The organism is Cedecea sp. NFIX57 (assembly GCF_900177785.1).
GTDB lineage: Bacteria > Pseudomonadota > Gammaproteobacteria > Enterobacterales > Enterobacteriaceae > Cedecea > Cedecea neteri_C.
The window spans coordinates 174756-193935 of record NZ_FXAS01000009.1 but is presented as its reverse complement, the minus strand read 5'-3'; the positions used below and the strand labels follow the sequence as shown (position 1 = coordinate 193935).

Genomic DNA, 19180 nt, shown 5'->3' with positions numbered 1-19180 from the left:
TCGCCGATTTCGATCATCCGGCAATATATTGAGCAACAGCAAACACCAGGTTAGGTGGAAAACCGTGCCTTATATCCCCGCCCTGAAGGACGGGGCTTTACGGCACACCGGGTAAAAAAGGCGCCATCCAGGCGCCTTTTGACTTAGAGATTCTCGCCGTTGCTGGCAATCACTTCTTTGTACCAGTTGAAGCTTTTCTTGCGCGAGCGTGACATATCGCCGGTGCCGTCGTCGTGCTTGTTGACGTAGATAAAGCCGTAGCGCTTGCTGTACTGGCCGGTGGTAAACGACACGCAGTCGATGCAGCCCCATGGCGTATAGCCCATCAAATCCACGCCATCGTAGGTCACGGCTTTTTTCAATTCTTCAACGTGAGCACGCAGGTAATCAATGCGGTAGTCATCGTTGATGGCGCCGTCCGCCTCTACTTTGTCGTAAGCGCCAAAGCCGTTTTCTACGATGAACAGCGGTTTCTGGTAGCGTTCATACAGTTCACACAACGCGTAGCGCAGGCCAACCGGGTCAATCTGCCAGCCCCAGTCGGAGGCTTTGACGTGTGGGTTCGGCACGCTGCCCTGGAAGCCGGAAAGGGCATCGCCGCTGCCGCCTTCGGCCTGAACGGCGTTCGTCATGTAGTAGCTGAACCCGAGATAATCACAGACGCCTTCGCGCAGGACTTGCTCGTCACCGGCTTCCATTTTGATGTTGAACTCGCGGCGCTCCCATTCGTTCAGTACATAAGACGGGTAATAGCCACGCAGCTGCACGTCGGTAAACACATAGCGTTCACGCATTGATTCCTGGGCGTACATCTGATCTTCTGGCTTACAGGAGAAGGCATAAAGCGGCACCATCGCCAGCATGCAGCCGATTTTGATCTCAGGGTTGATGCGGTGGCCGATCTTCACCGCCATTGCGCTCGCCACAAACTGGTGGTGCAGCACCTGGTACATCACCTCTTCCGGGTTGTCGTGCTCGGTGTAAACCACACCGGAGCAGCAGTAGCCGAACAGCGGCGCGCGCCAGTTACGCTGGTTATTGATTTCGTTGAAGGTCATCCAGTACTTTACTTTGCTCTTGTAACGCTCGAACACGACTTCGGCGAAACGAACAAAGAAATCGACCACTTTGCGGTTGGTCCAGCCGCCGTATTCGGTGACCAGATGGTGCGGCATTTCGAAGTGCGAGAGGGTGATGACCGGCTCGATATTGTATTTCAGCAGCTCATCGAACATATCGTCGTAGAACTTAAGGCCAGCTTCGTTAGGCTGCTGCTCGTCGCCGTTGGGGAAAATACGGGTCCAGGCAATGGAGGTGCGAAAGCACTTGAAGCCCATCTCGGCGAACAGCTTAATATCTTCTTTGTAGCGGCCATGAAAATCAATCGCTTCGTGGTTCGGATAGTATTTGCCGGGTTCTACCTGCAGGGTTATCTCGCGCGGGACGCCGTGGGCTCCGCCCGTCAGTACGTCACAAATGCTTGGGCCTTTACCGTCTTTGTTCCAGCCGCCTTCCACCTGGTGAGCGGCAACCGCGCCGCCCCATAAAAAGTCCTTCGGTAACTTAAGTTGCTTCATATTCTTTCATCTCATTGTTAGCGCATGAAATAATGTGCGCAGGTTCACATTGTCGCGCTGTAAGTATTATTTCTGCTTTGGAGTCTAACAAATGAAAGCGGATTGTCACGATATAACAAATAGCGCGAATTGTGATTTGTCACAAATAAAAAACAAGGTGTTTTTTTATAGCATTCTTTTTGCCAGGCGGCGACCAATGGTTTCAAGAATATAAATAACGGGGATTTGCGTGGTGATGTCATACACACCGGCGATACGCACCGGTGGAATATGCCAGGAAATATTAAAGTCAGCTAATTTCGCCAGCGATGAGTTTTCATGGCTAGTGATGGACATCACTTTGCAGTGATGCAGGCTGAACTGGCTGGCAAAGCGCAGGATTTCTTCTGTCTCACCGGAAACTGAAAGTACAATTGCCAGCGCGTTACGCGCCATATCATTGGTGACTGGGAAATAAGGGTCATCAATATGATTGCTAAATTTACCAACGTTAGAGAAAAAGCGCGCACCATATTTGGCTAAAGCACCGGACGTTCCCGCACCAACAAAAATAATTCGCTCGGAGGTGCAAATAACATCGACAGCGTGGTCGATTAAATTATCGAATTCTTCATTGTTTGTACTTTTAAAAAAGCTGATGATTTCGCTGCTGCCGAAATTAGCGGGCTGAGTTTCTGCTTGTTCCAGATATAATTTAAAGCGAACGCGAAACTCGGAATACCCTTCACAGTTGAGCTTGCGGCAAAAACGCAGCACGGTAGTGGTAGAGACACCTGCGGCATCCGCCAGCTCACGGATGGTCATATACATGACTTTGTCTTTGTTTTTAATGACAAAGTTGTACACCATCATTTCGAGACCGTTCAGGGTGGCGATTGCCGCATGGGTAAACATACTTTTTCTTCCTGCTGGTGCGACACTTATTGGTGGCTAAGACTACCGCAGCCAGCCTTTCTCGTGCGCCTGATATAATTGACGCTCGACATGTTGCCATAATTCCGGCCAGCTTTCTCCCACCTGTGCATTGCGGGTTAATACCTGCTGCAGGGAAATATTATTCTCTCGCCAGCTCTGCCCTTGGTTATGCAGGTTGAGCAGAATAGGCAAAATGCGATCCAGCGCCCCGGCAAAGCGAGCATCGGGCGTGGTGCCTGCTTCATATTCTTGCCATAAAGCCAGAAATTGTGGCCCCTGCGGCGCGGGTAATAAACCAAACAGACGGCGTGCCGCTGCCGCTTCTTTTTCGGCGATGGCTTCACGGGCCGCAATGTCATAAACCAGCACATCGCCCACATCGATTTCCACGATGTCGTGCAGCAGTGCCATTTGGATCACGCGCTGTATATCTACTTCTTTTTCGGCCCAGGGTGCCAGACTCATTGCCGCCACGGCGAAGTGCCAGCTGTGCTCGGCAGAGTTTTCATGCCGCTCATGGCCAATGATTTTGGTGCGACGCTGAACCAGTTTTAGCTTATCAATCTCCATCAGAAAATGGATGACCGCGCTCATGTCGCCAAATGCCTGTTGCATCGTGTTTCCCCTCGTTTTTGTTGTCGTTTGATTGTAAAAGAAATCCTCCACACTGACGAAGGGCGTCGTCACAGGCGTTCACATATTTATTTTAGCTTACATGTGTTCACTGGAATCATTCTCAGTTAGGCTAGTATCGCTGCGTTTTTCTTCTTTATCTCGGGAGGAGCCAGATGGCTCGTAAACCACTTGTCGCGCATGGATATTCTCTGGCTGAGGAAGTAGCCAACAGCATCAGCCACGGCATTGGGTTGGTGTTCGGTATTGTTGGCCTCGTGTTGTTGCTGGTGCAGGCGGTCGATGCCAATGCCAGCGCAACGGCAATCACCAGTTACAGCCTGTACGGCGGCAGCATGATCCTGCTGTTTCTTGCCTCAACGCTTTACCACGCCATTCCGCACGAGCGGGCCAAGCGGTGGCTTAAAAAGTTCGACCATTGCGCCATTTACCTGCTGATCGCCGGCACGTATACCCCTTTTTTACTGGTGGGGCTCAACTCGCCGCTCTCAAAAGGGCTGATGATTGTTATCTGGAGCCTGGCGCTGGCGGGGATCCTGTTTAAGCTCACCATTGCCCACCGGTTTAAGGTGCTGTCGCTGGTGACCTACCTGCTGATGGGCTGGCTGTCGCTGGTCGTCATCTACCAGATGGTCGTCAAACTGGCACCGGGCAGCGTTACGCTGCTGGCGATTGGCGGTATCGTTTATTCGCTGGGGGTGATTTTCTACGTCTGCAAGCGCATTCCATACAACCATGCCATCTGGCATGGGTTTGTGCTGGGGGGCAGTGTCTGCCATTTCCTCGCGATTTATCTCTATATTCGTTAACGCGTCTGGCTCGCCAGAATCAAATTATTGAGCCCCGGTTTCGGGGCTCTGCGTTCGATTAATTTTCTTCCAGAGAATAGGGCAGTGGCTCAAGCGCGAGCTTGCTGTTTGCATCGTCACGTACGCGTAAGACGCAGTCCGGCTCAAGATCGTTGTTCATCACAGCCTGAACAACAAGACGGCCATCTTCTAATCGCAAAGCGGCCAGCACGGTACCGGTACGACGCCAGTTTTCACCCATCTTCAATTCAAGATCTTCGCCTGCTTCAGGCACGCGGCTTGCGTTCCCGGCCAGCAGCCAGAGTGCGCGTTTATTCGCCCCGCGGAACTTGGCTCGGGCAACCATCTCCTGGCCGGTGTAGCAGCCTTTTTTAAAGCTGATGCCGCCCAGAGCCTGAAGGTTCGTTGCCTGTGGAATGAACTGTGCGCTGTTTACGCTATCAATGACCGGCAATCCACCTTCGATATCCAGCGCCAGCCACTGCTGGCTATCATTACGCTGGGCTTCTTCACTGAGTTTTTCACTTAATGCCTGAGCCGTTTCTTCGTCAGTGATAATGAGGAAGCGTTCAGCTGGCAGGTTCAGCCACAATAGTGTCGTTGCGCCGTGCTGAACAACCTGAGTCTCTTCATCCGGCAGCGTATCGAAAACGGCTGCAAGTGCAGAACGCGCCTGGAACCCTGCCAGCCCTAACAGGACACTGGCGTCATCCGCATTAAAGGTGACTTTAGAGAAAACGGAATATTTCTTCAGCTCCGTGAGTTGGGCGTCACGCAGGTTGCGGCGCTCAATAAACGCAAAGCCTTCACCACGATGGAACAGGCGCAGGTTGCTCCACATCTTCCCTTTGGCATCGCAATGGGCGCAGAGCAGATGCTGGCCCGCGTCAAGTTTAGCGACGTCGGCAGTCACCTGACCCTGAAGATATTTCTCAGCGTCTGCACCTACGGCAGTCACGAGAGCCCAGTCATTCAGCGTCATTAACGTCAGCGGTAGACGGGCGGCGGCACTGGGCTGGCGAGGAGGAAACGGATTAAAAGCCATAACAAAGATCCCGGGTTATCCAACGGTTTAATTTCTCAATGGTAAAAGAGCCAGAGGGCAATGCAAGCAGTTTGATAACGCCATTCGTGCGTTTGCGTGTTGCCTCGGAGAATCTTGTGCAATCGGTGTTGTCATACGGGTTTGTGTGGAGAAAGCGCGCACAATGGAACATTCAGGTAATCCCGGTGACGAAAACACGTTACACTAACTCCGTACCCAACTTGATGGCTAAGCAGGAAAGTGCACATGGATATCAATAATAAAGCCCGAATTCACTGGGCATGCCGCCGTGGAATGCGCGAGCTCGATATTTCGATTATGCCGTTCTTCGAACATGAATATGAAACGCTCAGCGACAGCGATAAGCAGCTGTTTGTTCGCCTGCTGGAATCTGATGATCCAGACTTGTTTAACTGGTTGATGAATCACGGTAAACCAGCAGATGCCGAGCTTCAGCGTATGGTTGCCCTGATTCAGACACGGAATAAAGAACGTGGTCCTGTGGCAATCTGACCTGCGGGTTTCATGGCGCGCGCAATGGATGTCATTGCTTCTCCACGGCCTGGTGGCACTGTTCGTGCTGCTAATGCCGTGGCCGATGAGCTATACGCTTGTCTGGATGTTGCTGCTTTCCCTTGTGGTTTTCGACAGCGTGCGCAGCCAGCGCCGCATTCACGCGCGCCAGGGCGAAATTAAACTGCTGACGGACTTTCGTCTGCGTTGGCAGGGGCGTGACTGGGATATCGTCGGAAACCCGTGGATGATTGACAGCGGGGTAATGCTAAGACTGCGCCGAGCTGGAAAACATCGCTGCCAGCATCTCTGGCTGGCTGCTGACAGCATGGACATCAGTGAATGGCGAGATCTACGCCGCCTGCTGATGCAACAACAGGCGAGCGGAAGCGGGCAGGTTTAAGCGAAACGCTCGGCCATTTCGCCCAGGATTTGCTCACACCAGGTTTCAATACGTTCATCGCTCAGATCGTACTGATTGGTTTCATCCAGCGCCAGGCCAACAAACAACTGCCCGTCGGCAATGACCGGTTTTGGGCTGGTAAATTCATAGCCTTCCGTTGGCCAGTAGCCGATGAACTGTGCCCCGCGTGGTGCCAGTTTGTCGTGCAGCATGCCTAACGCATCCAGGAACCACTCACCGTAGCCAAGCTGGTCGCCCATACCGTAAAGCGCCACGAGTTTGCCTTCCAGGTTCAGTTCATCCAGCTGCGGCCAGACCGTTTCCCAGTCTTCCTGCAGTTCACCAAAATCCCAGGTTGGAATGCCAAGGATCAGAACGTCATACTGCTCCATCATGGCCGGGGCGTCGTCTTTCAGGTTGTGAAGCGTCACCAGTTCCGGGCCAATGATGTCGCGAATTTTTTCGGCCGCCATTTCGGTGTAGCAGGTGCTGGAGCCGTAAAAAAGACCAATGTTCATAGCAATAACAACTCATTTAAATCGCGTGCAGATGGCCAAGTGTACCAGATCCCGTTCGCCATCATGCATAATGGACACAATTCGCCAAATAAGGAGTGGAGCGTGGAGCAGGATAAAGCCCATATAGAACAGTTTCTGGATGCGCTGTGGCTGGAGAGAAATCTGGCCGAAAATACGCTCAGCTCTTATCGTCGCGATCTCACGATGGTGGCCGAGTGGCTACAGCGTCAGCAGCTCAGTTTTTTAACGGTTCAGGCTTCGGATCTCCAGTCGCTGCTTGCCGAGCGCGTTGAGGGCGGTTATAAAGCCACCAGTTCAGCGCGGTTGCTTAGCGCTATGCGGCGGTTATTTCAGTACCTGTATCGCGAAAAAATGCGGGAAGACGATCCTAGCACACTGCTTTCGTCCCCCAAGCTGCCCCAGCGTTTGCCGAAGGATTTAAGCGAGGCTCAGGTTGAGCGGCTGTTGCAATCTCCGTGTGTTGATCTGCCGATTGAGCTGCGCGATAAAGCCATGCTGGAAGTCTTGTATGCAACCGGGCTGCGTGTCTCGGAGCTGGTCGGGCTTACAATGAGCGATATCAGCCTGCGGCAGGGCGTCGTGCGGGTGATTGGTAAAGGTAACAAAGAGCGCCTGGTACCGTTGGGAGAAGAGGCCGTACACTGGATTGAAGAATACCTGAAGTATGCTCGCCCGGAACTGTTAAACGGGCAGTCTCTGGATGTGCTCTTCCCCAGCAACCGCGCACAGCAAATGACGCGACAAACCTTCTGGCACCGCATTAAGCACTATGCCGTGCTGGCGGGCATCGACAGCGAAAAACTGTCGCCGCATGTGTTGCGCCATGCTTTTGCCACGCACCTGCTGAACCATGGCGCGGATCTCCGTGTCGTACAGATGCTGCTGGGCCACAGTGATTTGTCCACCACACAAATTTATACACATGTAGCGACGGCGCGTTTACGCCAGCTGCATCAACAGCACCACCCTCGAGCGTGAGTGCCACAAGAGATAAAGGAATCCTCATGAAAAAAGGTTTTTGGCTGCTTTCGATGCTGGCCGCTTCTGTTTCCGGTTTTGCTCACGCGGATGACGCCGCCATTAAACAATCGCTGGCGAAGCTGGGCGTGCAGGGCGCGGAGATTCAGGCTGCACCGGTTGCCGGGATGAAAACCGTGCTGACCGACAGCGGCGTCCTCTACGTAACCGAAGACGGCAAACATGTTATTCAGGGGCCGCTTTATGATGTGAGCGGCGCTCAGCCGGTGAACGTAACTAACCAGTTGTTGATCGGCAAACTGAACGCGCTGGAAAAAGAGATGATCATCTACAAAGCGCCGAAGGAGCAGCATGTGATTACGGTGTTTACCGACATCACTTGCGGCTACTGCCACAAGCTGCACGAAGAGATGAGCGACTACAACGCGCTGGGGATCACCGTGCGGTATCTGGCATTCCCTCGCCAGGGGCTGCAAAGCCAGGCTGAGAGCGACATGAAGTCCATCTGGTGCGCGAAAGACCGCAATAAAGCGTTCGATGCCGCAATGAAAGGCGGAGATGTGGCACCGGCAAGTTGCGACATTAACCTGGCTAACCACTACAACCTGGGCGTGCAGTTTGGCGTGCAGGGGACGCCAGCGATCGTCCTGAGCAACGGCAGCATGATCCCGGGTTATCAGGGGCCTAAAGAAATGAAGCAAATGCTGGATGCCCACAAACAGCTGATGAAAGCGGGTGGTTAATTTCGGGTGAAACAGCAAACGCAACTCCGCCGCCGGGTCGTTGACAGCTCGGTGGCGCTTCCGGCTACGTTACCTCCTTTACTCCAGCGGCTTTATGCCAGCCGGGGCGTGCGTGGCGAACAAGAGCTGGAGCGCGGCGTAAAAGGGATGCTGCCGTGGCAGCAGCTCAGCGGCATCGATCGGGCCGTCGTCATGCTTTATGACGCCTTTCGCGAAGGTCTGCGCATCATCGTTGTCGGTGATTTTGATGCCGATGGGGCAACCAGTACCGCACTAAGCGTTTTGGCTCTGCGCAGCATGGGGGCGGAAAATATTGGCTACCTGGTGCCGAATCGTTTTGAGGATGGCTATGGGCTTAGCCCGGAAGTGGTCGATCAGGCTCACGCTCGCGGCGCGCAGGTGATAGTGACCGTCGACAACGGTATCTCATCCCATGCGGGCGTTGAACGCGCGCATGCGTTGGGGATCCCGGTGCTGGTGACCGATCACCATCTGCCAGGGGAAACACTTCCCGCTGCCGAAGCCATCATTAACCCGAATCTCGCAGACTGTGCGTTTCCGTCTAAATCTCTGGCCGGGGTTGGCGTCGCGTTTTATTTGATGCTGGCGCTGCGCACGCATCTGCGTGACAACGGCTGGTTCGAACAGCGTGGGCTGGCGATTCCGAACCTGGCTGAACTGCTCGATTTAGTTGCGCTGGGCACCGTGGCGGACGTGGTGCCGCTCGATGCCAACAACCGCATTCTGACCTGGCAGGGACTAAGCCGCATTCGCGCGGGTAAATGCCGCCCCGGTATTCGCGCGCTGCTTGAAGTGGCCAACCGCGAGCCGCAAAAAATTGCTGCCAGCGATTTGGGCTTTGCGCTGGGGCCACGTCTGAACGCTGCAGGCCGACTGGATGATATGTCAGTGGGCGTGGCGTTATTGCTCAGCGAAAGCATCGGCGAAGCACGTATGCTGGCTAACGAACTGGACGCGCTGAACCAAACACGTAAAGAAATTGAGCAAGGGATGCAGGTCGAAGCGCTGACCCTTTGCGAACAGTTGGAGCGCAGTAGCGAACAACTGCCGTACGGGCTGGCGATGTATCACCCGGAATGGCATCAGGGCGTGGTCGGCATTCTGGCCTCACGCATCAAAGAGCGTTTCCACCGCCCGGTCATCGCGTTTGCGCCTGCGGGAGACGGCACGCTTAAAGGCTCCGGCCGCTCGGTTCAGGGGCTTCACATGCGTGATGCCTTAGAGCGCCTGGACACGCTCTATCCGGGTATGATGCTGAAGTTCGGCGGGCACGCTATGGCTGCAGGGTTGTCGCTGGAAGAGGCTCGTTTTGAGGAGTTCCGCCAGCGCTTTGGCGACCTGGTCGGTGAGTGGCTGGACCCGGCGTTATTGCAGGGGGAAATCTGGTCCGATGGCCCGCTGTCTGCCCAGGAGATGACGCTGGAAGTGGCGGAGATGCTCAGAGACGCCGGGCCGTGGGGGCAAATGTTTCCGGAGCCGCTGTTTGACGGCAAGTTCCGCATCCTCCAGCAACGCCTGGTGGGCGAGCGCCACCTGAAGGTGATGGTGGAGCCTGTCGGCGGCGGCCCGCTGCTGGACGGTATCGCCTTCAACGTGGATACCACCCGCTGGCCGGACAACGGTGTGCGTGAAGTTGAGCTGGCCTACAAGCTGGACGTGAACGAGTTTCGCGGCAACCGAAGCGTGCAGCTTTTGATTGATCATCTTTGGCCGATCTAGCGTGTGTTCTTAACGCGGCAACAGCGTTAATTACTTGGCTATATGCCAGGGAGAATGCTACAAAATGCGGCGTAAATCCGGTAAACTTTCCGGTTTACGATCGCATTTCATCTTCTGAAATCAACATAAGAAATTACGCATGTTTGAAATTAATCCGGTAAAAAGCCGCATCCAGGACCTCACAGAGCGCAGCGACGTTCTTAGGGGGTATCTTTGACTACGATGCCAAGAAAGAGCGCCTCGAAGAAGTAAACGCCGAGCTGGAACAGCCCGATGTCTGGAACGAACCTGAGCGCGCACAGGCGCTGGGGAAAGAACGTTCCTCACTGGAAGCCATTGTCGACACGTTAGATCAGATGGCCCAGGGCCTGGAAGATGTTTCCGGCCTGCTCGAGCTGGCGGTAGAAGCCGACGACGAAGAGACCTTTAACGAGGCTGTTGCCGAGCTGGACGTGCTGGATGCCAAACTGGCGCAGCTTGAATTCCGCCGCATGTTCTCTGGCGAGTACGACAGCGCCGACTGCTACATCGATATTCAGGCAGGCTCCGGCGGTACGGAAGCGCAGGACTGGGCGAGCATGCTGGAGCGTATGTACCTGCGCTGGGCAGAAGCTCGCGGTTTCAAAACCGAAATTATTGAAGAGTCCGAAGGCGACGTGGCGGGCATCAAGTCCGTGACCATCCGCATTCAGGGCGATTATGCCTTTGGCTGGCTGCGTACCGAAACCGGCGTTCACCGTCTGGTGCGTAAGAGTCCGTTTGACTCCGGTGGCCGCCGCCATACCTCGTTCAGCTCCGCGTTTGTTTACCCGGAAGTGGATGACAACATTGATATCGACATCAACCCGGCGGACCTGCGCATTGACGTTTATCGTGCATCCGGTGCGGGCGGTCAGCACGTTAACCGTACGGAATCTGCGGTACGTATTACCCACGTTCCAACCGGTACTGTGACCCAGTGCCAGAATGACCGTTCTCAGCACAAGAACAAAGACCAGGCGATGAAGCAGATGAAGGCGAAGCTGTACGAGCTGGAAATGCAGAAAAAGAATGCTGAAAAGCAGGCGCTGGAAGACAACAAATCGGATATCGGCTGGGGCAGCCAGATTCGTTCTTACGTCCTCGACGACTCCCGCATTAAAGATCTGCGTACCGGGGTTGAAACCCGCAACACGCAGGCGGTGCTGGACGGCGATCTGGACAAATTTATCGAAGCAAGTTTGAAAGCAGGGTTATGAGGAACCAACATGTCTGAACAACAAGCACAGGGCGTTGACGCAGCAGCCGATCTTAACAATGAACTGAAAGCGCGCCGTGAGAAGCTGGTGGCTCTGCGTGAGCAGGGTATCCCATTCCCGAACGATTTCCGTCGTGACCACACCTCAGACCAACTGCACGCTGACTTCGATGCGAAAGAGAACGAAGAGCTGGAAGACCTCGGCGTTGAGGTAAGCGTGGCTGGCCGTATGATGACCCGCCGTATCATGGGCAAAGCGTCCTTCGTGACCTTACAAGACGTTGGCGGCCGTATTCAGCTGTATGTCTCCCGCGACGACCTGGCGGAAGGCATCTACAACGAGCAGTTCAAAAAATGGGACCTGGGCGATATCCTGGGCGCGCGCGGCAAGCTGTTCAAAACCAAAACCGGCGAGCTGTCCATTCACTGTACTGAACTGCGTTTGCTGACCAAAGCGCTGCGCCCGCTGCCGGACAAATTCCACGGCCTGGCCGATCAGGAAACCCGCTATCGCCAGCGTTATCTGGACCTGATCGCTAACGATGAGTCCCGCAACACCTTTAAAGTGCGCTCTAAAATCATGGCCGGCATCCGCCAGTTCATGGTTGGCCGCGACTTTATGGAAGTTGAAACGCCAATGATGCAGGTGATCCCTGGCGGCGCATCCGCGCGTCCGTTCATCACGCACCATAATGCGCTGGACATCGACATGTACCTGCGTATCGCACCAGAACTGTACCTGAAGCGCCTGGTGGTGGGTGGGTTCGACCGCGTCTTCGAAATCAACCGTAACTTCCGCAACGAAGGCATCTCTCCGCGCCATAACCCTGAGTTCACCATGATGGAACTCTATATGGCTTACGCGGACTACAAAGATCTGATTGAGCTGACCGAATCCCTGTTCCGTACGCTGGCTCAGGATGTGCTGGGCACCACCGAAGTGCAGTATGGCGAAGAAACCTTCGACTTCGGTAAACCGTTTGAAAAGCTCACCATGCGTGAGGCGATCAAAAAGCACCGTCCAGAAACCAACCTGGCCGATCTCGATGACATGGACAAAGCGGTAGCAATCGCGCAGTCCATCGGTATCAAAATCGAGAAAAGCTGGGGTCTGGGCCGCGTTGTGACAGAGATCTTCGAAGAAGTTGCAGAAAGCCACCTGATTCAGCCGACCTTCATCACTGAATACCCGGCTGAAGTCTCTCCGCTGGCGCGTCGTAACGACGAAAACCCGGAAATCACTGACCGCTTTGAATTCTTCATCGGCGGCCGTGAAATCGGGAATGGCTTCTCCGAGCTGAACGACGCGGAAGACCAGGCGCAGCGTTTCCAGGACCAGGTTGATGCGAAAGCGGCAGGCGACGACGAAGCCATGTTCTTCGACGAAGACTACGTCACCGCGCTGGAGCACGGCCTGCCGCCAACGGCGGGTCTGGGGATCGGTATCGACCGTATGGTTATGCTGTTCACCAACAGCCACACCATCCGCGACGTTATCCTGTTCCCGGCTCTTCGTCCGACTAAGTAACACCCTCATCCCTCTCCGTACGGAGAGGGATTTCCCTCAAGTTTATCAACGTTTCCGGGGCCTGGTTTGCGCAAGGAAAGCATTTTAAAACGCTGGCACATCACCGCTTTCATTATCATGACGAGCCTGATGCTGACGGCCTGCTCCTCCTCAAAATCAGCCAAAAGCACCCGAAACGAAGGCACGTTTAGCGGCGCGGTTTACACCGTGAAGCGCGGCGATACGCTCTCAAAAATTTCCAGAATGACCGGCAGCAGCGTGGGTGAGCTCGCCCGGCTGAACGGGATCCCTGCGCCTTATACTATCCAGGTGGGCCAGCGTATTCGGATCAAAGGCTCAGGCTCTGCAAACAGACCGAAAAACACCGCCACGGCCAAAAACACCCCTGCGCCTGCTCGTTCGCAAAACACGACCATAGCAAAGGTGGCACCGCCGCCGGTGGGAGCACGCTGCTGGCTGTGGCCGACGAAGGGCAACATTGTTGAACCGTTCTCCAGCAGCGACGGCGGCAATAAAGGCATTGATATTTCAGGTTCTCGTGGGCAGCCGATTTATGCTTCCGCCGCGGGAACGGTGGTTTATGTCGGTAACCAACTTCGCGGTTACGGCAATCTGGTGATGATCAAACACAGCGAAGAGTACATCACCGCTTATGCTCACAATGACACGATGCTGGTAAATACCGGGGAGAAAGTAACAGCTGGGCAGAAAATTGCCACGATGGGCAGCACTGGGGCAGATTCGGTGCGTTTGCACTTCCAGATTCGCTACCGGGCTACCGCGATTGATCCACAGCGCTACCTCAAACCCTCGTGTTAATCTAAAAAGTGCTTGAAAAACCATCACCTGGACACAAAGACACTTGCCAGCGCGAGCTGAAAGTCTATAATGCCTAACGCACCTCAAAGCGGGCGTAGTTCAATGGTAGAACGAGAGCTTCCCAAGCTCTATACGAGGGTTCGATTCCCTTCGCCCGCTCCAGATCTCTCCCCTTGTGGCAAAACATCGCCAGTTACTGGCTTAATGTATTTCGCTATCAACAACTTACTTAACATAAGTTGTCTATGATCGTTCTAGCATTGAACGACAATTTACCAACAAGAGGTACACTGTTAGTTGTCACGGATAGTTACTATGGAAGTAAGAGTATAACTATTCGGCGGCGGCAGTTACAGCCCTCACACCGCGATAGCACAACGTGAAGGAAAAGCCTGATCCGGGCATTGTCTCTTACAGCAGACTGATCACACGCATTCAAGCCCGATGTGCGGCTCTGTGAGCCATGTAAACATAACGTACCTACAAACGACATGTAGGCTCTATCAGCGTTTCAGCCACGCTCCCGCAAGGGTGCACGGTTATCCTGATAAGGTGTGATCCCTCTGACAATCTGATGAAGTCGCTACGCTCCGCTTGTTGCTGTATCACCAACGGGGTTTTATGGCTTCTATTGTCTAAAATCAGGGAAAAGGGGGAAGGCTGGGTCTCTCCAGCCTTTGGAGGTCATCTCACTTTCTTGAAGATAAGCAAGGCCAAAACAAGGCAAATGGCGCTCCCGACAAATGCAGTGATTACGAGGTTATCCATTGACCGCGATAAGTCCTCTATGATCGCTTCACATAAACGGGCTTCCATCTGGCCTGTTGACGGGGGGCCGTTGTATTTCCGGGTTAGCCCAAAATCAAGCACTGGTATCATCAAGGCGATAGAGTAGATGGCGAATACTAAAGCAATGCCTCCCCATCGAAGGATAGCCTTTGCTCTATTCGTCAATGTCATACGAACCACCTAAAACGCCGCTAATTGTGCCACCAGAATAACCCGAAGATGATCCAACCGCTGACGCACTGTTAGCAAGCCCTTCCTCCACTTGCCCTGTGAGGCTTTCAGAGCTTGGTTTGAAGTGTTCGATGTTCGGATACTGTTCTCTAAACGCGCTGGTTACCTCCAAAACGTTCATTGAGGACAGAGCGCCACTCTTCTCCGTCAAATAACGCTGTAAAGATACGGGAATAGTGAAATCTTCTTCATTTTCGATACGAAGTTGCGTTGTTGTTGATGTGTAACTGGTATCGAAGATTTTAGTCCCTGCCTCTCTGATCACTTGCACTGTGTGAGTTGTGCAGTTGCTGCCAGTCAGATCGTAAACGTCAATCACCTTTCCGCGTCGTTTAGTACGATCTCCCATCGCATCCGTGAAAACTGGTGTTTTACCGGAGTTCCATAGAGATTCAAAAATCCTGCGGGTTTCCTCAGGTGTGACGTCTTCGATCTGGAATACTCTCGCTTGGTATTTGTAGAGTTCTTCGCGGTAGTAAAGACGAGCATCATCGCCAGTTAGGAAGTTAAGAATCCCATCGCCCGTTAATGTAGCGGGGCCTTTCCTACCAAAGCGCCCGTAGGTGTATACGTAGATCGAGTTATTTTCATGCACTGAAACGAAAGCGTGTCCTGCATCGGTGATTTCTGTCCAGATGTAAACGCCGTTCAATAACTGGTTATCTTCTGGCTTGCAGGTGTCCGCAAAGCTGTTTTGCTTCTTCGCTGCCTGTGCGTGCTGCACTGGCTCTACAGGCGCTATCGCCCAAGAAGGGGTATTCACCTCAACTGTGCCAGGCGCGATAAGAAAATTAGTACCCTGTGGACAACCGCAGTGGATTTCTGCACCGTCCACCGCGACTGCGGCGCTATTTGAGCAGCGAGTATCACCGCTCACTATCATCCCCACTTCCCCGCATTTAGGGCAAGGGGTGGTCTTATCGCCGATATAGAGTTTCCACTTGCCCATGACAGACATACCGGGGCGGGCGGCAATACATTGTGCGCCTGTAGATGTTTTATCTCCGTGTAGACCAACGTTCTTACCGTGAACTGTGCAGCCTCTGTTAACCGATGCCATAGTGACCGCCTTATTTCAGAAAGTTTTCTGGCAACGATTCCCCTGCCCGGACTACTCTTCTTCCGGCATTTTGTGGGCAGCTAATAATTTCATCGCCGTTATCAAGCGAGCTACCAACAAGGGCGATAGATTCGACTGGTGTGTTTCCCGCACCATTGGTGATCTTCGCGGACGTTCCATCTGGATAACGCACTTCATCGCCAACACGAGACACGTTTAGCACTGTGCCGTCATCAAGTTTGATCTGCCGTCCGTTATATTCACTGAAAACTTTCCCACCATTACGTGTCAAGCTGCCCTCTGTAGCGATCAGATAAGCTGCTGTAACTGGATGAGCGAGATTGTAGGCGTTTTGTTTTTCGATGAGAGAACGGGCTTCATCGTTCATTCCGGCGAGTTGTTCGGCTGTAAATGGTGATTCGTCAAAAGCTGCTAGCATTTCTGGTGTAAGTTCGTTGGAGTACTGCTTCATAAGTCCCTCTACTTGATATGGAAATAATATCTGTGGCTATTTTACAAACAATGACCACATGAGCAACAAGTATTAGACCTAAGTGAAACTTCGTTTCATAACAGAAGGTTATCCGGTAAAGTTGTGGGAATTAGTCTTTAGTAAATTCCATATTTAACCTCATTATCAGGGAATATGATTTATCACTAACATTGAATTAAGCAGCGCACAATCATGATTTCCCTGGCTTGATTAACGCTTTGCCCTGCGATGTTCGATAAGCGTTAGCATCCCGCAAAGAATAAGCACAGCCGCAATACTCCTGCTGGTAAAACTGCTCGCGTTTGCAGATCTCAACCGCGCGCGCGGAACCACCTTGCTTACGCCAGTTGTGGGTCCAGTAAAATATTCCCGGATGACGCGCCGCTGCTCGCTGGCCGCATTCGCACACCTGCTGAAAATTCTTCCAGCGTGAAATCCCCAGCGAACTGCAAATCGCCCCGAAACCGTGCTCGGCCGCATACAGCGCGGTGCGCTCCAGGCGCATATCGAAACAGACCGTACAGCGCGCGCCGCGTTCGGGTTCCCACTCCATGCCTTTCACCCGTGCAAACCAGTTGTCTGCGTCATAATCCGCGTCGATGAAGGGCACGCCGTGTTGCTCGGCAAACCGCTTATTCTCCTCCTTACGGATGAGATACTCCTTTTGCGGATGGATATTGGGGTTGTAGAAAAAAATCGTAAAGTCGATGTCCGAGGCAAGCAAAGCTTCGATGACTTCAGAAGAGCAGGGCGCGCAGCAGGTATGCAGCAGCAGCTTGTTTGCACCGTCCGGCAGCGTGAGCTTCGGGCGCTTAAATTCGATGGTTGTCATGGTATGTTGGCGGAAAGAAGGAAAATGGTGAGGATTGTACCATTAAAATTGTGGGTAATGAGATTTGCCAGCTTAGGGTGAGGCGGGAGACGGCTTCTCCCGCCTTAGCTAACGGTCATTCCTGCCCTGATAAATGCATTCCAACATACCGCTCATAGCGGCTCTTTTTCAGGAAGGTTAAATCCACCAGCACCAGCCCATCGACGCAGTTGTTGAACGCGGGGTCGCTGCCGAAATCAATAAACTGTACGCCACCCGGTTCGCAGAGTTCCGAATACTGCTTGTACAGGGTCGGAATGCCGCAGCCCATATTACTGAGCAGGGATTTTAAACGCGTGAGATCTTCGCCGTAATCCTCACCTTTGAACTGCGCCAGCACGTCAGGGAGGCTTGCCGGATAAGGGCTGCGGGACGAGGCCAGCGGATGGCTCGCCGGGAACCACAGCCGGTAAAAGGCGACGAGAAGATCGCGCGCGTCCGGCGGCAGGCCTCCGGAAATAGAGACCGGGCCGAACAGGTAGCGATACTGCGGGTAACGGGCGAGATAAGCGCCAATCCCCGACCATAAATAGTCCAGGCCACGGCGGCCCCAGTAGCGGGGTTGAATAAAGCTGCGTCCCAGTTCGATGCCGTGCTGCAGCACATCGTCCATTTTCTCGTCGTAGTGGAACAGGCTGTAGCTGTACAGGCCGGTCACGCCACGTTTTTCAAGCTGCTGCGCCGTAGGCATGAAGCGGTACGCGCCGACAATCTCCAGATCCTGCTCGTCCCAGAGGATCAAATGCAGGTAATCGTCATCATACCTGTCGAGATCCCGGCGTTTACCGCTGCCTTCACCTACGGCGCGAAATGCTATCTCACGCAGTCGCCCAAGCTCGCGCAGCAGTGGAGCCTCTTCTTTTGAGTCGCTGCGTTGCCAAAGGTAAATCACTTTATCGTCGGCGGTGCGGCCCAGGCACTCCGCTTTTGCCAGTTCCCTACGCAGCGTGGCCCTGTCTTCCGCCCGGGCAATCGCGCTTTCCGTTGTGAATTTGCCCGAAAGCCCTTTGCCCAGCAGTTGAACGTGCTGGCGGCATTTCTTGGCCAGTTCACGCGGAACCTGCTGCGGGCTATGCCAGCTTTCCCACGGGATGCGCTGGCCTAAGGTCACCGGCAGGGTGGAATTGCGACGGCGGAACATCTGCTGCATCAGCAGTACCATCGGCAGCGCAGGGGAGACCATTGCGCTGGCATAAAAAAGCGCGCTGTTACGCGCGTGGATAAAGGCCGGTAGCAGCGGCACCCGATACTTCGCGGCAAGCTTAATAAAGCCGGTGTGCCAGTGCCCGTCGGCAATCCCTTCGCGGGAGAGACGAGACACCTCGCCCGCCGGGAAGAAAATCAGCACGCCGCCGTTTTGCAGCTGCTGTTCCATCTGCACAAGAGACGATTTAGGCGTACGCCCATTGATATTGTCGACCGGAATAAACAGCGAACTCAGCGGTTCGAGGTGATTCAGCAGGCGGTTAGTCACCACTTTGACATCACGGCGAACGCGGGAAACGGCGTACAGTAGCGCCAGCCCGTCAAGGGTGCCGGTGGGGTGGTTGGACATCATCACCACGGGGCCGTGTTCAGGGATATTTTCTAATTCACGGGGAGAGATGTTGCAGCGGATATGCAGGTGTTCCAGGACTTGTTCGATCATATCCAGCCCGCGCAGGTGCGGGTGATCTTCGGCAAAGGCCTGAAATTCTTCCTCGTGCAGCAGGCGTCTTAACAGGTTTTTTTGCCAGGGGGCAGGATTTGCCTGGGGCCAAAGGTCGTCAAGTACGTTATCGAGACTAAACATATTCGCTCCTCTTACCGTTCTGCGCCTGACGGTAGAAGATGAAGATGAACGCTGCGTGTCAGTGAGGTGACGTTTCAGGGATACGCGCAGAAGCTGTGCCGATTTTTTATTCCGCAGCGATACGTCTGCGGGCGGTTAACGCGATTTTTGGCTTAGGTAATGAGGTAAATCCGGATGAATTGTAGGTTAATGATGACTGTTTTGTGAAAGTGTGAGACTTTTATTTAATTAATTGTTTTTAATGACTTTTATTTTTTGGTGTTCGAGATTTTCTTGTCAAGATAAAAGCGCATTTAATGAGATTTTTATCATGAAAATTGAGAGTTAAGTCGATTTTTAATCTAAAAAACCTCTATTAAGCACTAAAGTTTCTCTTCGTCATGATGATTTTTCAACGATCTACGCTAAAGTAGCCGCCGCTGGCTAACGACCAGCCTATGATTAAAAATCAGCAACTGAACGCCG

The 19180-nt window shown here is 53.5% G+C and carries 18 protein-coding genes, 1 tRNA gene and 1 pseudogene; 11 read left to right on the top strand and 9 right to left on the bottom strand.

Annotated elements, in window-relative coordinates; translation table 11 throughout:
• A pseudogene (locus B9Y90_RS27295) lies at positions 1-147 on the top strand (hypothetical protein); the annotation flags it as partial.
• On the opposite strand, the gene B9Y90_RS10220 reads toward B9Y90_RS27295, so the two are convergent.
• From B9Y90_RS10220 to B9Y90_RS10210, 3 genes are all read right to left on the bottom strand, one after another.
• Complete coding sequence (locus tag B9Y90_RS10220; protein ID WP_085541161.1) at positions 144-1577, bottom strand: 6-phospho-beta-glucosidase; 1434 nt, start codon at positions 1575-1577, stop codon at positions 144-146. The pseudogene B9Y90_RS27295 and the gene B9Y90_RS10220 overlap by 4 nt on opposite strands.
• A gap of 165 nt (positions 1578-1742) precedes the next feature.
• Positions 1743-2471, bottom strand: a complete 729-nt coding sequence (locus tag B9Y90_RS10215; protein WP_085541160.1) for a MurR/RpiR family transcriptional regulator — start codon at positions 2469-2471, stop codon at positions 1743-1745.
• 42 nt (positions 2472-2513) lie between these two features.
• Positions 2514-3107, bottom strand: coding sequence for an HD domain-containing protein (locus B9Y90_RS10210; protein WP_085541159.1), 594 nt, complete (start codon positions 3105-3107; stop codon positions 2514-2516).
• 173 nt (positions 3108-3280) lie between these two features.
• On the opposite strand from B9Y90_RS10210, the gene trhA reads away from it, so the two are divergent.
• Positions 3281-3934 carry a PAQR family membrane homeostasis protein TrhA gene (trhA, locus tag B9Y90_RS10205; protein ID WP_008461624.1) on the top strand — a complete coding sequence of 218 codons (654 nt, stop codon included), beginning with the start codon at positions 3281-3283 and terminating at the stop codon, positions 3932-3934.
• A gap of 58 nt (positions 3935-3992) precedes the next feature.
• Here trhA and ygfZ read toward each other — a convergent pair whose 3' ends face one another.
• Complete coding sequence (gene ygfZ / locus B9Y90_RS10200) at positions 3993-4979, bottom strand: tRNA-modifying protein YgfZ (protein ID WP_085541158.1); 987 nt, start codon at positions 4977-4979, stop codon at positions 3993-3995.
• 246 nt (positions 4980-5225) lie between these two features.
• Here ygfZ and sdhE point away from each other — a divergent pair, with 246 nt between their 5' ends.
• Together sdhE and B9Y90_RS10190 are read left to right on the top strand one after the other, a co-directional pair.
• A complete protein-coding gene (sdhE, locus tag B9Y90_RS10195) occupies positions 5226-5492 on the top strand; it encodes an FAD assembly factor SdhE (RefSeq protein WP_008461626.1) in 267 nt (88 codons plus the stop codon).
• Positions 5473-5895: a protein YgfX gene (locus B9Y90_RS10190; RefSeq protein ID WP_085541157.1), complete on the top strand. Its 423-nt coding sequence runs from the start codon at positions 5473-5475 to the stop codon at positions 5893-5895. The genes sdhE and B9Y90_RS10190 overlap by 20 nt, the downstream gene beginning before the upstream one ends.
• Here the strand turns inward: B9Y90_RS10190 and fldB are convergent.
• Positions 5892-6413, bottom strand: a complete 522-nt coding sequence (fldB, locus tag B9Y90_RS10185; protein ID WP_085541156.1) for a flavodoxin FldB — start codon at positions 6411-6413, stop codon at positions 5892-5894. The two genes, B9Y90_RS10190 and fldB, sit on opposite strands and share 4 nt — an antisense overlap.
• 102 nt (positions 6414-6515) lie before the next feature.
• Here fldB and xerD point away from each other — a divergent pair, with 102 nt between their 5' ends.
• The 7 genes from xerD to B9Y90_RS10150 all read left to right on the top strand — a co-directional run bounded on the left by xerD (position 6516) and on the right by B9Y90_RS10150 (position 13641).
• On the top strand, positions 6516-7412 hold the full coding sequence (xerD, locus tag B9Y90_RS10180) for a site-specific tyrosine recombinase XerD (protein WP_139827381.1): 897 nt from the start codon (positions 6516-6518) through the stop codon (positions 7410-7412).
• Between the two features lie 26 nt (positions 7413-7438).
• Entirely contained in the window at positions 7439-8155 is a 717-nt protein-coding gene (dsbC, locus tag B9Y90_RS10175; protein ID WP_085541155.1) for a bifunctional protein-disulfide isomerase/oxidoreductase DsbC, read from the top strand.
• A 6-nt stretch (positions 8156-8161) separates the two neighbouring features.
• Positions 8162-9895 (top strand): single-stranded-DNA-specific exonuclease RecJ, encoded by a 1734-nt coding sequence (gene recJ / locus B9Y90_RS10170; RefSeq protein ID WP_085541154.1) that lies wholly within the window; start codon positions 8162-8164, stop codon positions 9893-9895.
• Between the two features lie 139 nt (positions 9896-10034).
• Positions 10035-11133 (top strand): peptide chain release factor 2 gene (prfB, locus tag B9Y90_RS10165; protein ID WP_139827380.1). Its coding sequence is split into 2 segments (ribosomal slippage): positions 10035-10109 and positions 10111-11133, totalling 1098 coding nucleotides; the frame shifts between segments, so codons are not numbered across the junction.
• A 9-nt stretch (positions 11134-11142) separates the two neighbouring features.
• The gene (gene lysS, locus B9Y90_RS10160) at positions 11143-12660 is read left to right on the top strand and encodes a lysine--tRNA ligase (protein ID WP_085541153.1); all 1518 of its coding nucleotides are present in this window, start codon (positions 11143-11145) and stop codon (positions 12658-12660) included.
• A gap of 66 nt (positions 12661-12726) precedes the next feature.
• Positions 12727-13479 (top strand): amidase activator ActS, encoded by a 753-nt coding sequence (gene actS / locus B9Y90_RS10155; RefSeq protein ID WP_085541152.1) that lies wholly within the window; start codon positions 12727-12729, stop codon positions 13477-13479.
• 88 nt (positions 13480-13567) lie between these two features.
• A tRNA-Gly gene (locus B9Y90_RS10150) sits at positions 13568-13641 on the top strand.
• Positions 13642-14422: 781 nt separating this feature from the next.
• On the opposite strand, the gene B9Y90_RS10140 is transcribed toward B9Y90_RS10150, so the two are convergent.
• The 4 genes from B9Y90_RS10140 to B9Y90_RS10125 all read right to left on the bottom strand — a co-directional run bounded on the left by B9Y90_RS10140 (position 14423) and on the right by B9Y90_RS10125 (position 18715).
• Positions 14423-15559: a PAAR domain-containing protein gene (locus tag B9Y90_RS10140; RefSeq protein WP_139827379.1), complete on the bottom strand. Its 1137-nt coding sequence runs from the start codon at positions 15557-15559 to the stop codon at positions 14423-14425.
• A 10-nt stretch (positions 15560-15569) separates the two neighbouring features.
• Entirely contained in the window at positions 15570-16031 is a 462-nt protein-coding gene (locus tag B9Y90_RS10135) for a hypothetical protein (protein ID WP_176227860.1), read from the bottom strand.
• 211 nt (positions 16032-16242) lie between these two features.
• The gene (locus tag B9Y90_RS10130; RefSeq protein WP_085541150.1) at positions 16243-16884 is read right to left on the bottom strand and encodes an epoxyqueuosine reductase QueH; all 642 of its coding nucleotides are present in this window, start codon (positions 16882-16884) and stop codon (positions 16243-16245) included.
• Between the two features lie 115 nt (positions 16885-16999).
• A complete protein-coding gene (locus B9Y90_RS10125) occupies positions 17000-18715 on the bottom strand; it encodes a bifunctional ornithine lipid synthase OlsF (protein WP_085541149.1) in 1716 nt (571 codons plus the stop codon).
• Positions 18716-19180: the final 465 nt, after the last annotated feature.

What these genes read in the sequence shown, in the direction of transcription:
- B9Y90_RS10220 (WP_085541161.1), bottom strand. Translation starts at nt 1,577, where the DNA reads ATGAAGCAACTTAAGTTACCGAAGGACTTTTTATGGGGCGGCGCGGTT.
- B9Y90_RS10215 (WP_085541160.1), bottom strand. Translation starts at nt 2,471, where the DNA reads ATGTTTACCCATGCGGCAATCGCCACCCTGAACGGTCTCGAAATGATG.
- B9Y90_RS10210 (WP_085541159.1), bottom strand. Translation starts at nt 3,107, where the DNA reads ATGCAACAGGCATTTGGCGACATGAGCGCGGTCATCCATTTTCTGATG.
- trhA (WP_008461624.1), top strand. Translation starts at nt 3,281, where the DNA reads ATGGCTCGTAAACCACTTGTCGCGCATGGATATTCTCTGGCTGAGGAA.
- ygfZ (WP_085541158.1), bottom strand. Translation starts at nt 4,979, where the DNA reads ATGGCTTTTAATCCGTTTCCTCCTCGCCAGCCCAGTGCCGCCGCCCGT.
- sdhE (WP_008461626.1), top strand. Translation starts at nt 5,226, where the DNA reads ATGGATATCAATAATAAAGCCCGAATTCACTGGGCATGCCGCCGTGGA.
- fldB (WP_085541156.1), bottom strand. Translation starts at nt 6,413, where the DNA reads ATGAACATTGGTCTTTTTTACGGCTCCAGCACCTGCTACACCGAAATG.
- dsbC (WP_085541155.1), top strand. Translation starts at nt 7,439, where the DNA reads ATGAAAAAAGGTTTTTGGCTGCTTTCGATGCTGGCCGCTTCTGTTTCC.
- lysS (WP_085541153.1), top strand. Translation starts at nt 11,143, where the DNA reads ATGTCTGAACAACAAGCACAGGGCGTTGACGCAGCAGCCGATCTTAAC.
- B9Y90_RS10140 (WP_139827379.1), bottom strand. Translation starts at nt 15,559, where the DNA reads ATGGCATCGGTTAACAGAGGCTGCACAGTTCACGGTAAGAACGTTGGT.
- B9Y90_RS10135 (WP_176227860.1), bottom strand. Translation starts at nt 16,031, where the DNA reads ATGAAGCAGTACTCCAACGAACTTACACCAGAAATGCTAGCAGCTTTT.
- B9Y90_RS10130 (WP_085541150.1), bottom strand. Translation starts at nt 16,884, where the DNA reads ATGACAACCATCGAATTTAAGCGCCCGAAGCTCACGCTGCCGGACGGT.
- B9Y90_RS10125 (WP_085541149.1), bottom strand. Translation starts at nt 18,715, where the DNA reads ATGTTTAGTCTCGATAACGTACTTGACGACCTTTGGCCCCAGGCAAAT.